Raw genomic sequence first — 15,187 nt, 5'->3', positions numbered from 1 at the left:
ACGACTTTTCGCGTATGGCCCGACTATGTCCATCCTGGAGCAACTACTACATGACAATCGCAACGACCGAACGGGCACCCAAGCAGGTCGCCATCAACGACATTGGATCTGCTGAAGACTTTCTTGCCGCGGTCGAAAAGACTCTGAAATTCTTCAACGACGGAGACCTCATCGAGGGCACCGTTGTGAAGATCGACCGCGACGAGGTTCTCCTCGACGTTGGGTACAAGACCGAGGGTGTCATTCCCTCCCGCGAACTTTCCATCAAGCACGACGTTGACCCCTCCGAGGTTGTCAAGGTCGGCGACCTGGTCGAGGCCCTCGTTCTTCAGAAAGAAGACAAAGAAGGCCGCCTCATCCTTTCCAAGAAGCGCGCTCAGTACGAGCGGGCATGGGGCGACGTTGAGAAGATCAAGGAGTCCGACGGTGTTGTCACCGGTTCGGTCATCGAGGTCGTCAAGGGTGGACTCATCGTCGACATCGGCCTGCGCGGCTTCCTGCCGGCCTCGCTCATCGAGCTTCGCCGCGTTCGCGACCTGACCCCGTACCTGGGCCAGGAAATCGAAGCGAAGATCCTCGAGCTCGACAAGAACCGCAACAACGTCGTACTGTCGCGTCGCGCCCTGCTCGAGCAGACGCAGAGCGAAAGCCGCACCACGTTCCTCAACAACCTCCAGAAGGGACAGGTCCGCAAGGGCGTCGTCTCTTCGATCGTCAACTTCGGTGCGTTCGTCGACCTCGGCGGCGTCGATGGTCTGGTGCACGTTTCCGAGCTCAGCTGGAAGCACATTGAGCACGCCAGCGAGGTTGTTGAAGTTGGCCAGGAAGTCACCGTCGAGATCCTCGAAGTTGACCTCGACCGCGAGCGTGTCTCGCTGTCTCTCAAGGCCACCCAAGAGGACCCGTGGCAGGTCTTCGCCCGCACCCACGCCATCGGCCAGGTTGCACCGGGTAAGGTCACCAAGCTCGTTCCGTTCGGCGCGTTCGTTCGCGTTGCCGAGGGCATCGAGGGCCTTGTGCACATCAGCGAGCTCTCCGGCAAGCACGTCGAGCTCGCCGAGCAGGTTGTCTCGGTCGGCGACGAGGTGTTCGTCAAGGTCATCGACATCGACCTCGAGCGTCGCCGCATCTCGCTCAGCCTCAAGCAGGCCAACGATGGCGTCGACCCCGACGGCACCGAGTTCGACCCGGCGCTCTACGGAATGCTCACCGAGTACGACGACAAGGGCCAGTACAAGTACCCCGAAGGCTTCGACTCCGAGACCAACGAGTGGCGCGAAGGCTTTGACGAGCAGCGCGAAAAGTGGGAGCAGGACTACGCTGCAGCCCAAGCCCGTTGGGAAGCTCACAAGAAGCAGGTTTCGACCGCGAACGACGAGATCGCTGCCCCCAGCGACGTCGCACCGGCCGGCTCCGCCTTCTCGAGCGAGTCGGCTGGCGCCGGCACGCTCGCCGACGACGAAGCACTCGCGGCCCTCCGCGAGAAGCTCTCCGGCGGCAACTAGCAGTACAGCACGACACTGAATCAACGGGTCGCAACCTTCGGGGTGCGGCCCGTTTTGTGTACCGAACGTGCCACACCCGGCTCAGGGCTAAGTCCGGGTCGTGGGAGCATCACGGCCCACCGGGAGGTTCGTGATATACCTGATAATGAGGATCTATCCTCTTGTGATTTAGGATCGGCTGTTCACGAGGTCGTTGAAATCATTGAGTTTTCCACCGATGCACCCGAAGGCTGGATGGAATTCGAAATCGAATAGTTCCAGGCACTACGGTCCCATCGGAGAATGGTATGAATGGTTTTCACCCCCCAGACGACACAGACACCCGGTTCGAGGACAGCTCTGAGGCAACCGCTGCGCGGTCGGCCAACCTGAACGATGCGGATGCACCGAGCCTGTCTTTGTCAGTGGAGGTGCTCAATAGACGCCTGCATGACCTGCAGTTCTACACCCGGTCGCTGATTGAATCGAACATCGATTCATTGATGACGACGGATACCACGGGGATCATCACCGACGTCAATCAGCAGATGGTGGACCTCACCGGAAGAACCCGCGATGAACTCATCGGTGCTCCTTGCCGCAACTTCTTCACGAACCCGGCACGGGCCGACACAGCGATCGCCCGAGTTTTGACCGAGGACCGCCTCAGTGATTATGAGTTGACGGTACGCGCTTTCGACGGCACCGAAACCGTGGTGTCGTGCAACGCTGCGACCCTGCGAGACCGGGAGCGAACGGTCCGCGGAGTCGTCGCCGCAGCCCGTGACGTTACAGAGAGCAAGAAATTCGAACGTGCCCTCCTCGAGAAGATTTTCAAGCTCGAACAGGCGAACATTTCGCTCTCTGAGGACCTTGAGCGTGCAAAAGTCGATCTGCTTACTCCATTACAGGCCGTGGTCGAGTCGTCCGAAGCCCTGCGAAGCTGTACTGACGGAGACCTGAATACGACCCAGCAGGAGCGGATCGAGAAGATCTCCTCGCATGGCAAGCACCTGCTATCGCTGCTCAGCGAACTCATCGGCATGTCCACGGTAGAAACCGGGCTGGTCGACTTCGACTTTCACAACGTGGACGTTTTCGGTCTTCTCAGCGCCACCGCCGCGGCGGTGAATCACTCCGGTGAACCGCAGGTGTCGGTCAGCGTTGACGTCTCCGATGGGGTGGGTCTGTTCCCTCTCGATGCTACAAACGTCGAGCAAATGTTGGCTGTCCTGGTCGCCAACGCCCTGGCCGCGGGTAGCGATACTCCGGTGATCCTGAGCGCGCAAACCGTGGAACCGGGCATGGTGGGCGAATTCGAGGGGGTCCGTCCGCACTGGTCTTTCCCGCTGCCGGCAGGCGACTATGTCGACTACCTGCAGATTCGGGTTGAGGATCACGGGGTGGGCATTGCAGCTGAGGACCTGCCTACGGTTTTCCTGCCGTTGCGTAACGGCAGGTCCGACGCCGGCTGGAAGTCGAGCGGCGATGGCGTCGGCCTGGCCAAAGTAAAATTGTTGATCGAGCTGCAGGGTGGCACTCTCGGCGTGCAGGGGGCCCCCGGCGATGGCGCGACTTTCGCCATCTGGCTGCCCCGCCGCATTCTCGGGGCAGCCAGCAATGGTGCAGCGGGGGAAGAGGCTGCCAGGCCAACGCTGGAAACTCGGCTCGATGCAGGGCAGCCAACGGTCGGTGAGCTACACGTGTCGTCCGGGGCGCCTCAGGAACCTCACGACGAAAACAGCGACGCGCTCGCGGAACACGCATCTCCTGACCTGGTCGGCGCGGCCGACGCAGATTCCGATGTCGACGTTCAGAGTCTCGGCGAAGCCGTGGCCGATCTGGACGCTGAAACAAAGCGCTCAATCGCACTCGTGGTTGAAGACGATCAGAAATCGGCCAAACTCGTGCGGCTGCTCCTCGAAGCAGAAGGATTCCAGGTGATTGCGGCTCCGAGCGGCGAGGAGGCGCTCGAATTGGTGCATCGTACGGCCGTCAGCCTGATCACGCTCGACGTGCGGCTACCAGGAATGGACGGGTGGAAGTTCCTGATGAAGCTCCACGATTCGCCTGACTGGGCTTCCGTGCCGGTCGTGGTTATCGCAGGACTGGCGGACATGAGCCTGGCGCTGAGCCGTGGTGCTGCCGCCGTGCTGGAGAAGCCGCTCCAGCGAGCCGAGCTGCAGAAGTCCCTCGCCCTCCTCGGGTTTCGCCCAGACGACGCTCGCACCCGCTGCATCCTCGTTGTCGACGAAGACTGGGAGACCATCCAGAGGGTCGATTCCTATCTGGAACTCCCCGTTTATCGAGTCAAATCGGCGTTGACCGGTGAAGCGGCGATCACCGACGCCCTCTCGCTCAAACCGGACCTCATCCTGATCAACCTCATGATGGAAGACTTCAGCGGGTTCAAGATCGTGCGCGCACTCCAGGAGCACACCGCGACTCAGCACATCCCCGTTCTGGTAATGTCCTCGTCCCAGCTCACCGGCGAAGATCAAGCCGCCATCAACAGCGACCCTGGCCAGCCTGTACTGGCCATGGACCGGCCTGACTTCAACCGGGAGGTCTTGCTCGCCGAGGTCAAGCGTGCTCTCAGGGGAGCGGATGTCCAGAACCACCCGGCGAGCGGACGAGCAGGAGATAGCATGGAATGATGTATCTGATTGGGCTGACCGGCGGCATCGCCTCGGGAAAGAGCACCGTGGCGAAGATGCTGGCTGACCTTGGTGCCGTGATCATTGACGCCGATCAGCTGGCCCGTGAAGTGGTGCAACCCGGCACCCCCGGTCTCGCGGCGATAGCCGCCGAGTTCGGTGGCGATATTCTGCTCGCCGACGGCACCTTGAACCGCCCAGCGCTGGGTGCCATCATCTTTTCCGACCCGATTCGCAGAACACTGTTGAATAACATCACACATCCGGCGGTGCGCCAGCTCAGTCGCGACCAGATTGCCGCTGCTGCGGCAGCTGACCCGAGCGCCATCGTCGTCTACGACGTTCCGCTTCTGGCCGAGGCCGTCGCCGGCGGACTCGTCTCCTTTGACCTGGTCGTCGTCGTGCAAGCGGATGCCGACACCCGAATCCAACGGATGATGGAGTTGCGCGGTCTCACGCGCGCAGAGGCGACTCACCGCATCACCGCGCAGGCGAGCGACGCGGAGCGCCTCGCCCTGGCCGACGTGGTGATCGACAACACCGGCACCGTCGACGCCACCCTGGCTCAAGTCAACGCTCTCTCGGAGCGGGTGCGATCGGCCGAGGCCGCGCGACTGCCGTAAACCTGACATCCGCTGTTCACGATCGGCCGTGCAAAGCTGAGTGTCAGACCCCCTTTGTACAATGGAGTCATGGAACCCACGCGCGCTGTGAACCCCTTTGAAGTGGTCAGTGAGTACACACCGAGCGGAGACCAGCCCACGGCGATCGCCGACCTGACTGCCCGCATCAATGCCGGAGAAACCGACATCGTGCTGCTCGGCGCCACCGGCACTGGTAAGTCTGCGACGACGGCCTGGCTGATCGAGCAGGTGCAACGGCCAACACTGGTTCTGGCCCACAACAAGACTCTGGCGGCCCAGCTGGTCAACGAATTTCGCGACCTGATGCCGAACAACGCGGTGGAATACTTCGTCTCCTATTACGACTACTACCAGCCGGAAGCCTACGTTCCGCAGACCGACACCTTCATTGAGAAGGACTCCTCGATCAACGAGGAGGTCGAACGGCTGCGGCACTCCACCACCAATTCGCTGCTGAGTCGCCGCGACGTCATCGTGGTGTCGACCGTGTCGTGCATCTATGGTCTGGGCACGCCGCAAGGGTACCTCGATGCCATGATCGCGTTGCAGGTCGGCCAGAAAGTCAGCCGCGACTGGCTGGTTCGCAAATTCGTGGCCATGCAGTACAAGCGCAACGACGTCGATTTCTCCCGAGGTAATTTTCGAGTTCGCGGCGACACGATCGAGATCATCCCCATGTACGAAGAGCTCGCCATCCGCATCGAAATGTTCGGCGACGAGATCGAAGGACTCTACAGCCTGCATCCGCTCACCGGTGACATCGTCAAGAAACTCGACGCTGTCTCTGTTTTTCCCGGGTCGCACTACGTCGCGAGTGATGACGTCATGCGCCGGGCCATCGGCACCATCGAGATCGAACTGGCGGAACGACTCGAAGTTCTCGAGCGCGAAGGCAAACTGCTCGAAGCCCAACGACTGCGCATGCGCACGACCTTCGACCTCGAAATGATGGAGCAGATCGGGTTCTGCTCCGGCATCGAGAACTATTCCCGGCACATCGACGCGCGCGAACCGGGGGAGGCCCCGCACTGCCTGCTCGACTATTTTCCCGACGACTTCCTCATGGTCATCGACGAATCGCACGTGACCGTGCCGCAGATCGGTGCCATGTACGAGGGCGACTCCTCGCGCAAACGCACGCTGGTCGATCATGGTTTTCGGCTGCCGAGCGCGCTCGACAACCGACCGCTCAAGTTCAACGAGTTCAAGAACCGGGTCGGACAGACCGTGTACCTGTCGGCGACACCGGGCAAATACGAGATGGGAATCGCCGACGGCATTGTCGAGCAGATCATCCGCCCAACCGGGCTGATCGACCCGCAGATCATCGTGAAGCCGAGCGCCGGTCAGATCGACGACCTGCTCGAAGAGATTAAGAAGCGCACCGAACGCAACGAACGCGTGCTCGTCACGACGCTGACCAAGAAGATGGCCGAGAACCTCACCGACTTTCTCACCGAGGCCGGGGTGCGTGTGCGGTACCTGCACTCCGACGTCGACACCCTGCGTCGGGTCGAGCTGCTCACCGAGCTGCGCGCCGGCATCTACGACGTCCTGGTGGGCATCAACCTGCTGCGTGAGGGCCTCGACCTGCCCGAGGTGTCCCTCGTCGCCATTCTCGACGCCGACAAGGAAGGCTTCCTGCGGTCCGCAACCTCGCTCATCCAGACCATCGGGCGAGCTGCGCGCAACGTTTCCGGTGAGGTGCACATGTACGCCGATCGGCTCACCGCCTCGATGGAGAAAGCCATCGACGAAACCGACCGCCGGCGCGAAAAGCAGGTCGCCTACAACACCCTGCACGGCATCGATCCAACCCCGCTGCGCAAACGCATCGGCGATATCACCGAGGCCCTGGCCCGGGAGGAGGCCGACACCGCTGAGCTGCTCGCCGGCCGCGAGGCCCGGCGCAAGAGTTCGACGCCCAACCGGCGGGTGGGCCTGGCGGCGAACGGTGCCAACGATCTCGAATCGATCATCGCCGACCTCAACTCGCAGATGCTCGAAGCTGCCGGGGAGCTCAAGTTCGAGCTCGCCGCCCGCCTGCGCGATGAACTCTCCGAGCTCAAACGCGAGCTGCGCCAGATGGAGAAAGCCGGCCACCTGCAGTAGCCGTGCCCACCCTCCACCGGGCCATGGCGGATCGCGGCACGTGTTTGAGAAGCTGGCACTGGTTCAAACACGTGCGAACTTCTCTAACCAGTGCCACGAGAGCGGACGCCCCGAGCGAGGTGAGCACCGCATTGTCCCGGTGCCCGTCAGCGCGTGCGAGCCCGATCGTGATCGACGCCGTGACGAGCGCGATGATCGCCGTGAGAGCGACGACGTATTGCGGGTAGGTTGCCACGGCGCCACCGGCGGTGAGCGTTGCCCGGGACTTGGCCGAGACCGGTTCGCCGAGAATCGCGGCGAAATCCGCCAGATCGCCGACCCAGAGCTGGTCGTTCATACTCGAGTTCATCATCGTGTCGAGATAGTACGGAGTTGGGCAGCGGATGTCGGTGGGCGTGTCCTCCTGACTGGCATCCATCCGAGTTGAATCACTCGGGGCACGGTGTCAGCATTGATCCTCGGGAAGGCGAAGGTGGGTGCCGCCGAGGCGGTGCCGTCGGCATCCGCGTCCCCGAATCCCATCGGCGGTTTCTCGGCGCTGGTGAGAAGCCTGGCCTGGGCGCTCGGAAAAATGCTATCTACGGCGGCAACGACGTCGGGCCCGGTGGTCTACAGAACCTGTCCATACGGTGGCACGTCGAGGGAGGTCGTCAGGCTCACCGAAGCCGTGGGCAGCGGTGCGCCGTAGATGTAATCCGTGGTCGAATTCAGCTGCAACGTCGAAATGAGGGTCATCGCGAAGGTTGCCACGAAAACACAACTCATGATGGCCGCGAGGGCCGGAACGCTGCGACCAGGGTTACGGGCCACATCGCGGGTCGCGAGGCGGGCCCCCGGTCCGACCCGGGAAGCCACGCGGGCAGCCCAGCGCAGAATCATGGGAACGATCAAGACCGCCCCGATCTGCATGATGACCGGACCGGCGATGATCAGGGCGATCCCAAAGTTTACGAGTCTGATCTGATAGACGGGCATGTATGCGGCGCGCTCGACCACGCCGCCGATCACGGCGATGACCGCACCGAGGGCCAGCAGAACGAGTCCAGCAACCGTGCGGCGTCGCGTCACTCGCGGCGGACGCTGCGCGCCGCGCAGCGCCGCCAGAACGTCGATGCGCCCGGCCGCTCGGGCTGGAACCGTGGCCGCGCACCAGCCTGCGAGCACGGCAAAGCCAGCGATGACAATGAAGGACACCACGTCGAGGTGAAAGCCCGGATACCGAGCCGCGCTGCCGTTCGCCGAAATCTGCATGAAGATCCAGGCACCAGTGAGGCCGAGCACCGTTCCCAGTGCCGCTCCGAGAGCGCCGAGAATGACACCGCCGAACGACACGACGCCAATCAGCATCCGTTTGTCGCCGCCGACGCTCGCCAGGGTCGCGAGGGTGCGCTGCTGGGTACGGGCGCCGACGGTGAACGCGGCTCCAGCCAGCAGCGCGACCTCGAACAGGGCGAATCCGCCGAGCAGGGCAATGAACAAGTTGGTAGAGGTGTCCGTGGTATCGCCAGAGCTGTAGATGTAGCTCCCCACAGGCGGCGGGTCGAGCAGAACGGTGCGCGACAGCACGGTCGCCCCGCGCGGGTTGAGCTCCCCGATCTGGCTCCAGGTGAGTCCGTGTCGGGTAGGTACCACTCGGTCAGCAGGTCGTCGCCGGGCATGACGCCATCGAAGACTCCGGGCATTCCGTAGAACGACACCGCAGCGTCGTCGAGACTCGCGGTGCGAATCGTGCCAACAATAGTGAACGATTCGGCGATGGGCGCCGTGAATGTCGCTGTCGACCCGATCTGCGTCCCGAGTCGTTCCAGGGTGGCCGCGGTCACCATGATCTCGTGGTCAGCGCTCGGGACGGAGCCGGCCGTCATATCCCATTTTCCGGCGAATGCCGGGTGCCACCGCTGCGCCCACCGGAGAGCGAATTCGGTTCAATACTCAGGCCGGCGACCCCGCGAGCAGGCACGACACAGCGGATGCCCGCGACTCGTCCGCGATGCGTCCGTCGCGCAGAAAGACGATCCGGTCCGCCCAGGCCGCGTGGCGGGCATCGTGGGTGACCAGGATGCCGCCGGCACCGGCGTCGACTCGCGAGCGGAGCATCCGCAGCACGAGCTCGCCGGTCGTGCTGTCGAGGGCTCCGGTGGGCTCATCGGCGAGAATCAACGACCGGCCGCCGACGACCGCGCGGGCGATCGCCACGCGCTGTTGCTGGCCGCGCGACAAATCGGAGGGAAAATGCTGGGCCCGGTCGCCGAGCTCGACGATATTGAGCGCATCGAGTGCTGGACGGTGTGCCTTCGTCGAGGTCCACCCGTCGAGTTCGAGTGGCAGGGCCACGTTCTCGAGCGCGGTCAGCGAGGGAATCAGGTTGAAATCCTGAAACACGAAGCCGAGGCTGCGCCGCCGCAGCGTCGCAAGTTCCGGGCCGAGAGCTGGCTGAGCCAGTGGCCCTCGACGATGACCTCCCCGGCCGTCGGCGGGGTGAGCCCGCCGGCCACGGTCAGCAGAGTCGACTTTCCCGAACCGGATGCCCCCATCACCGCCACGAGTTCGCCGCGCCGCACTGACAGGTCAATTCCGGCGAGGGCGGTGATTGCGGTCTCGCCGCGCCCGTACTGCATCGACACGCCGTCGAGTTGCAGGAGAATGTCACTCATGCGCCGGCCTGCAATGTCTTGGCCGGGCGACCACGCTTGGGTACCTCGGTGTTGAGCGGCAGCGGCGCGGCGAAACCGGCTGCCCGCGCCCGGGCGAGCCGACTCTCCGAGTGGTCGAGCCAGCGAGCTTCGGCCTCGGCGGCGAAGATGAGCGAGTCGATCACGAGCAGCCAGGCCAGTTGCTCGGAAGATTCCGGGTCGGTCGTTGCGTTCTTGGTGCGGGTCAGCTCCTGCAGGGTGCGCATGGTCGCGGTGCGCTGCACCTGAATCACCTGGGCAATATCCACGCCCGGCAGCGTCACTGCGATCGCGAGCTTGATGGCCAGCTCGTCGCGGGTGGCCAGGGTTCGCACCACGGGGGAGCCTAGCCACTCGGCGACCTCGGTGCGGCCGGCATCCGTTATCTCGACGTAGTTTTGACCCTCGGCGTCGATGTCAGCCTTCCGCACCAGGCCGTCCCGTTCGAGCCGGTCGAGAGTGTTGTAGATCTGGCCCACGTTGAGCGGCCAGGTCGATCCAGTACGGCGGTCAAATTCAGACCGCAACTGGTAGCCGTAGCACGGCCCCTGGTTCAGGATGGCGAGCAGACTCTGGCGAACGGACATACGACCTCCGGCAATTCACGCGACTAATAACTACTGAGTATATACATACTCGGAAACACGAGGGCGACTCGTTAGACTCGAGTCTGGGAAAGTGGCACGAATTACCAGCCGCGAGAGGGCCCCCACGCGTGCTGTGAGCGCAATCGGAGGGGCAATGATGCCCGCTGTACGAGACTGTCAGTGGCGTTGCATAGACTCAATGAGTGTCGATTACCAAGGTAGAAACAGGTCCAAAACTCAGTGTGCGCGGAGCCCGCGTACACAATCTCCACAACGTCGATCTGGAGATCCCGCGCGATTCGCTCGTGGTCTTCACCGGCCTCTCCGGGTCGGGCAAGTCGTCGCTCGCCTTTGACACCATCTTCGCCGAGGGGCAGCGGCGCTATGTCGAGTCGCTCTCCGCTTACGCTCGCCAGTTTCTCGGGCAGGTTGACCGGCCCGACGTGGATTTCATCGAAGGCCTGAGCCCGGCGGTCTCGATCGACCAGAAGTCGACCAACCGTAACCCTCGGTCCACGGTCGGCACCATCACCGAAATCTACGACTACATGCGCCTGCTCTGGGCCCGCATTGGGGTGCCCCACTGCGCCGTCTGCGGCGAGATCATCCAGTCACAAACCGTGCAGCAGATCGCCGACCAGCTGATGGAGCTGAAGGCTGGCACCCGCTACCAGGTGGTCAGCCCGATCGTCTCGCAGAAGAAGGGTGAGTTCGTCGACCTGTTCCAGGAACTTGCCGGCGGCGGTTACTCCCGCGCCATCGTCGACGGCACCCAGATTCAGCTGAGCGAACCGCCCGTGCTCAAGAAACAGCAGAAGCACGACATCGCCGTCATCGTCGACCGCCTCGTCGCCGGGCCCGAACTGCTCAGCCGCCTCACGGATTCGCTCGAGACGGCGCTCAAACTCACCGACGGCCTCGTGCAGATCAACTTTCTCGACGAGGAAGGCGACAAGGCCTGGCAGAACTACTCCGAAAAGCTGTCGTGCCCGAACAACCACCCGGTGCAGCTGACCGAGATCGAACCACGCACCTTCTCTTTCAATGCCCCGTTCGGCGCCTGCCCGGAGTGTTCCGGCCTGGGCACCCGCATGTCCGTCGACGAAGACCTTCTCCTGGGCGACCCTGATCTGAGCATCGCCGAGGGCGTCGTGCTGCCCTGGACCACCCAGGGCAAAGGCCTGTTCCAGTATTACGAGAAGCTGCTCGACGGTCTCGCCCGTGACCTCGGCTTCTCGCTCGACACCCCCTGGGGCGAACTCAGTCACGAGGTGCAGAACGCTGTCATGCGCGGCGACAACTTCGAGGTTCGGGTCAAGTGGAAGAACCGCTACGGCCGGGAAATGAGCTACACCTCCGGCTTCGAGGGCGTCGTGCCCTATATTGAACGTCAGTACCTGCAGGCCGAGAGCGACACCCAGCGCCAGCGCTGGTCTGAATATTTGCGTGAGGTCGACTGCCACGTCTGCAAGGGCACCCGGCTCAAGCCCGAGGTGCTCGCCGTGCTCGTGCACGACGCGAGCATTGCGGATGTCTGCGCGCTCAGCTTGAGCGACGCCCGCGCGTTCATGGACAAACTCACCCTCACCGACCGGGAGGCGGCCATCGCCGCCCAGGTCCTGCGTGAGATACGGGCCCGCCTCGACTTTCTGATTCGGGTGGGGCTGAACTACCTCAACCTCGCCCGCGCCGCGGCGACCCTCTCCGGCGGTGAAGCGCAGCGCATCCGCCTGGCCACGCAGATCGGTTCCGGCCTCACCGGTGTGCTCTACGTGCTCGACGAACCGAGCATCGGCCTGCACCAGCGCGACAACCGGCGCCTGATCGAGACGCTGGTCACCCTGCGGGACCTCGGAAACACCCTCATCGTGGTTGAGCATGACGAAGACACGATCAAGACCGCCGACTGGGTCGTCGACATCGGCCCCGGCGCCGGCGTCAACGGCGGGCACGTGGTGCACTCCGGCTCCTACACAGGACTGCTGGCCAACACCAAGTCACTCACCGGCGACTACCTGTCCGGACGCAAGTCCATCGCCACGCCGAAGACCCGCCGCCCGGTCGACCCTGAACGCCTGATCGGCGTCACCGGTGCCGAGGCAAACAACCTGCAAAAGGTCTCGGTGACCTTCCCGCTCGGTACCTTCACGGCCGTCACCGGAGTAAGCGGCTCCGGCAAGTCGTCGCTCGTCAACGACATCCTGTACCGGGTGCTCGCTAACCGGCTCAATGGCGCCCGCAAGCTGCCGGGCAAGCACACCCGGGTCACCGGATTGGAACAGCTCGACAAGGTCATCCACGTCGACCAGGCGCCGATTGGTCGCACCCCACGGTCCAACCCGGCCACCTACACCGGGGTGTTCGACAAGATCCGCACCCTGTTCTCCGAGACCATCGAATCCAAAACCCGCGGCTACCTGCCCGGTCGGTTCAGCTTCAACGTCAAGGGTGGGCGCTGCGAAGCCTGCTCGGGCGACGGCACGATCAAAATCGAGATGAATTTTCTGCCCGACGTATATGTGGCGTGCGAGGTATGCGGGGGAGACCGGTACAACCGCGACACCCTCACCGTGCACTACAAAGGCAAGAACATCGCCGAAGTGCTGGACATGCCCATCAGCGAAGCGGCCGATTTCTTCGAACCGATCTCGTCCATCCACCGGTTCCTTAAGACGCTCGTTGAGGTCGGGCTCGGCTATGTGCGCCTCGGCCAGAGCGCCACCACCCTCTCCGGCGGCGAAGCCCAGCGGGTGAAGCTCGCCACCGAGTTGCAGCGCCGCTCCAACGGGCGCAGCGTGTACGTGCTCGATGAGCCCACCACCGGCCTGCACTTCGAAGACGTGCGCAAACTGCTGCTCGTTCTGAACAGCCTCGTCGACAAGGGCAACACCGTTATCGTGATCGAGCACAACCTCGACGTCATCAAGAGCGCCGACTGGGTGATCGACCTCGGTCCAGAAGGCGGCTCCGGCGGCGGTAAGGTGCTCGCCACTGGCACGCCAGAGCACCTCGCCACGGTCAAGAAGAGCTTCACCGGTTCGTTCCTCAAGGAGGTTCTGGCCGCCGGCTAGGCGGCAATCGGCTATGTCTGATGCGCTGAGCTATCGCCCGAAAACGGGCGAGATTCCCACGACCCCCGGGGTGTACCGCTTTCGCGACGCGACCGGACGCATCCTCTATGTCGGCAAAGCCAAGAACCTGCGGGCACGGCTGAGTAACTACTTTGCCCCGCTACACAGCCTGCACGAACGTACCCGGCGCATGGTGACCACCGCGACGGGTGTGGAATGGACGGTGGTCGGCACCGAAGTCGAGGCCCTGCAGCTCGAGTGGATGTGGATCAATGAGTTCGATCCGCCGTTCAACGTGCAGTTCAAAGACGACAAGTCCTACCCGTACCTCGCCGTGACCCTGGCTGACGAGGCTCCGCGCGCACTGGTGACCCGCACCGAGGGCATCAAGGGAGCGCGCTACTTCGGACCGTATCCCAAGGTCTGGGCCGTGCACGAAACCATCGAACTGATGCTCAAGGCCTTTCCCATCCGCACCTGCAACACCGCTAACTACAAGCGGGCAATGCAAAGCGGCAAGCCCTGCTTTGCCGGGCAGATCGGGCGCTGTTTCGGCCCCTGCTCCGGACTGGTCTCGATGGAGGACCACCGGGCGATTGTCAATGAGTTCGTCAGCTTCATGAGCAGCCACGACAAGAAGCTCATCAACGAACTCACCCAGGAGATGAAAGACGCGGCTGCCGCCCAACAGTACGAAATAGCGGCTAAGCGTCGCGACCAGGTGCGGGCGCTCAACGCCGTGCTCGAGAAGAGCGCGGTCGTGCTGCGCGATAACGTAGACATCGATTTGTTCGCCATCGAGCAAGACGAACTGGCAGCCGCCGTGCAGCTGTTCATCGTGCGTGGCGGGCGCATCCGCGGTGTTCGCGGCTGGATGGTCGACAAGGAACTCGATGTCACTACGAGCGAACTCATCGACTCCATGATGCGCACCGCCTACAACGCCGACGCCTTGCCGCCACGCGAAATCGTCCTTCCCGAACTGCCCGACGATGCCGAGGCCCTCGAAACCTGGCTGGCCGAGCGAGCCGGACGCAAGGTGCGCCTGGTCGCCGCCCAGCGCGGTGAGAAGGCCGCCCTGCTCGTCACGGCCGGCAACAACGCCAAGCAGGCACTCATGCTCTACAAAACCCGCCGCAGCTCGGACTTCGTCGCACGGTCAAAAGCCCTCGAAGACATTCAGGACGCCCTCGAGATGCCCGCCGCCCCGCTGCGCATGGAGTGCTACGACGTGTCGCACCTCAGCGGCACCAATATCGTCGCCTCCATGGTCGTCTTCGAAGACGGCCTGCCCCGCAAAGACGAGTACCGACGCTTCAACATTCCCGAATCAACCGATGACACTGACTCGATTTACCAGATTCTTTCTCGTCGGCTCGCCTACCTGAAACCCGACTCCTTCCCAGCGAATGCCGCCGGTCCAGCACTGAACGCGGCGGCCGATGGCGACCAGAACGACGTCGCCCAGGTCGAGCAGAAGCGTGCCAAGTTTAAATACCAGCCGAACCTCCTCATCGTCGACGGCGGCCAACCGCAGGTAGCGGCCGCGAAACGTGCCCTCGCCGAATCCGGTGTCACCGGCATTCAATTGTGCGGAATCGCCAAGCGGCTCGAAGAAATCTGGCTCCCCGACTCCGACTACCCCGTGATTCTGCCCCGCAACAGTGATGCACTGTTTCTCATCCAACGCATCCGCGATGAAGCACACCGATTCGCGATCACGCATCAGCGCATTCGCCGCAGGAAGGACATCTCCTCCATTCTGGCGGAGATCGCCGGGCTGGGGCCGGCCCGAGTGAAGGTCTTGTTACAACATTTCGGGTCGGTGTCGCGGCTGAAGGTCGCTTCCGCGGCGGAAATAGCGGATGTCCGCGGTATCGGCCCGGTGCTGGCCGAGTCCATCCACGCCCACCTGCGCGCGTGAAGGGTCCGGCGCTGGGTAGGCTGGATAACCCACCAA

Annotated in this window: 9 protein-coding genes and 1 pseudogene; 6 read left to right on the top strand and 4 right to left on the bottom strand. The window is 63.2% G+C overall.

Annotation, left to right across the window (positions count from 1 at the left end; translation table 11 throughout):
• The first annotated feature begins 50 nt into the window (after nucleotides 1-50).
• The 4 genes from rpsA to uvrB all read left to right on the top strand — a co-directional run bounded on the left by rpsA (nucleotide 51) and on the right by uvrB (nucleotide 6,897).
• Nucleotides 51-1,505: a 30S ribosomal protein S1 gene (gene rpsA / locus E3O25_RS01495; RefSeq protein WP_092107815.1), complete on the top strand. Its 1,455-nt coding sequence runs from the start codon at nucleotides 51-53 to the stop codon at nucleotides 1,503-1,505.
• A 404-nt stretch (nucleotides 1,506-1,909) separates the two neighbouring features.
• The gene (locus E3O25_RS01490; protein WP_166805938.1) at nucleotides 1,910-4,141 is read left to right on the top strand and encodes a response regulator; all 2,232 of its coding nucleotides are present in this window, start codon (nucleotides 1,910-1,912) and stop codon (nucleotides 4,139-4,141) included.
• Nucleotides 4,141-4,764, top strand: coding sequence for a dephospho-CoA kinase (coaE, locus tag E3O25_RS01485; protein WP_134360398.1), 624 nt, complete (start codon nucleotides 4,141-4,143; stop codon nucleotides 4,762-4,764). The genes E3O25_RS01490 and coaE overlap by 1 nt, the downstream gene beginning before the upstream one ends.
• 69 nt (nucleotides 4,765-4,833) lie before the next feature.
• On the top strand, nucleotides 4,834-6,897 hold the full coding sequence (gene uvrB, locus E3O25_RS01480) for an excinuclease ABC subunit UvrB (protein ID WP_134360269.1): 2,064 nt from the start codon (nucleotides 4,834-4,836) through the stop codon (nucleotides 6,895-6,897).
• Here uvrB and E3O25_RS01475 read toward each other — a convergent pair.
• The 4 genes and pseudogenes from E3O25_RS01475 to E3O25_RS01460 all read right to left on the bottom strand — a co-directional run bounded on the left by E3O25_RS01475 (nucleotide 6,851) and on the right by E3O25_RS01460 (nucleotide 10,156).
• Nucleotides 6,851-7,249 carry a hypothetical protein gene (locus tag E3O25_RS01475; protein WP_139175904.1) on the bottom strand — a complete coding sequence of 133 codons (399 nt, stop codon included), beginning with the start codon at nucleotides 7,247-7,249 and terminating at the stop codon, nucleotides 6,851-6,853. The two genes, uvrB and E3O25_RS01475, sit on opposite strands and share 47 nt — an antisense overlap.
• A 257-nt stretch (nucleotides 7,250-7,506) precedes the next feature.
• Nucleotides 7,507-8,529: an FtsX-like permease family protein gene (locus E3O25_RS01470; RefSeq protein WP_166805937.1), complete on the bottom strand. Its 1,023-nt coding sequence runs from the start codon at nucleotides 8,527-8,529 to the stop codon at nucleotides 7,507-7,509.
• 300 nt (nucleotides 8,530-8,829) lie between these two features.
• Nucleotides 8,830-9,551, bottom strand: a pseudogene (locus E3O25_RS01465) (ABC transporter ATP-binding protein).
• Nucleotides 9,548-10,156: a PadR family transcriptional regulator gene (locus E3O25_RS01460; RefSeq protein WP_134360267.1), complete on the bottom strand. Its 609-nt coding sequence runs from the start codon at nucleotides 10,154-10,156 to the stop codon at nucleotides 9,548-9,550. Before E3O25_RS01460 ends, E3O25_RS01465 begins: the two are co-directional and overlap by 4 nt.
• A 203-nt stretch (nucleotides 10,157-10,359) precedes the next feature.
• On the opposite strand from E3O25_RS01460, the gene uvrA reads away from it, so the two are divergent.
• Both uvrA and uvrC read left to right on the top strand, forming a co-directional pair.
• Nucleotides 10,360-13,227 carry an excinuclease ABC subunit UvrA gene (gene uvrA, locus E3O25_RS01455; protein ID WP_092107831.1) on the top strand — a complete coding sequence of 956 codons (2,868 nt, stop codon included), beginning with the start codon at nucleotides 10,360-10,362 and terminating at the stop codon, nucleotides 13,225-13,227.
• A 13-nt stretch (nucleotides 13,228-13,240) separates the two neighbouring features.
• Nucleotides 13,241-15,151 (top strand): excinuclease ABC subunit UvrC, encoded by a 1,911-nt coding sequence (gene uvrC / locus E3O25_RS01450; RefSeq protein WP_134360266.1) that lies wholly within the window; start codon nucleotides 13,241-13,243, stop codon nucleotides 15,149-15,151.
• Nucleotides 15,152-15,187 lie beyond the last annotated feature (36 nt).

It is taken from the genome of Cryobacterium sp. TMT1-3 (assembly GCF_004402315.1).
In the GTDB taxonomy this organism is placed as follows: domain Bacteria; phylum Actinomycetota; class Actinomycetes; order Actinomycetales; family Microbacteriaceae; genus Cryobacterium; species Cryobacterium luteum.
The sequence above is the reverse complement of the archived record's forward strand: the minus strand, read 5'-3'. Positions and strand labels throughout refer to the sequence as shown.

What these genes read in the sequence shown, in the direction of transcription:
- rpsA (WP_092107815.1), top strand. Translation starts at nt 51, where the DNA reads ATGACAATCGCAACGACCGAACGGGCACCCAAGCAGGTCGCCATCAAC.
- E3O25_RS01460 (WP_134360267.1), bottom strand. Translation starts at nt 10,156, where the DNA reads ATGTCCGTTCGCCAGAGTCTGCTCGCCATCCTGAACCAGGGGCCGTGC.
- E3O25_RS01475 (WP_139175904.1), bottom strand. Translation starts at nt 7,249, where the DNA reads ATGATGAACTCGAGTATGAACGACCAGCTCTGGGTCGGCGATCTGGCG.
- coaE (WP_134360398.1), top strand. Translation starts at nt 4,141, where the DNA reads ATGTATCTGATTGGGCTGACCGGCGGCATCGCCTCGGGAAAGAGCACC.
- uvrB (WP_134360269.1), top strand. Translation starts at nt 4,834, where the DNA reads ATGGAACCCACGCGCGCTGTGAACCCCTTTGAAGTGGTCAGTGAGTAC.
- uvrC (WP_134360266.1), top strand. Translation starts at nt 13,241, where the DNA reads ATGTCTGATGCGCTGAGCTATCGCCCGAAAACGGGCGAGATTCCCACG.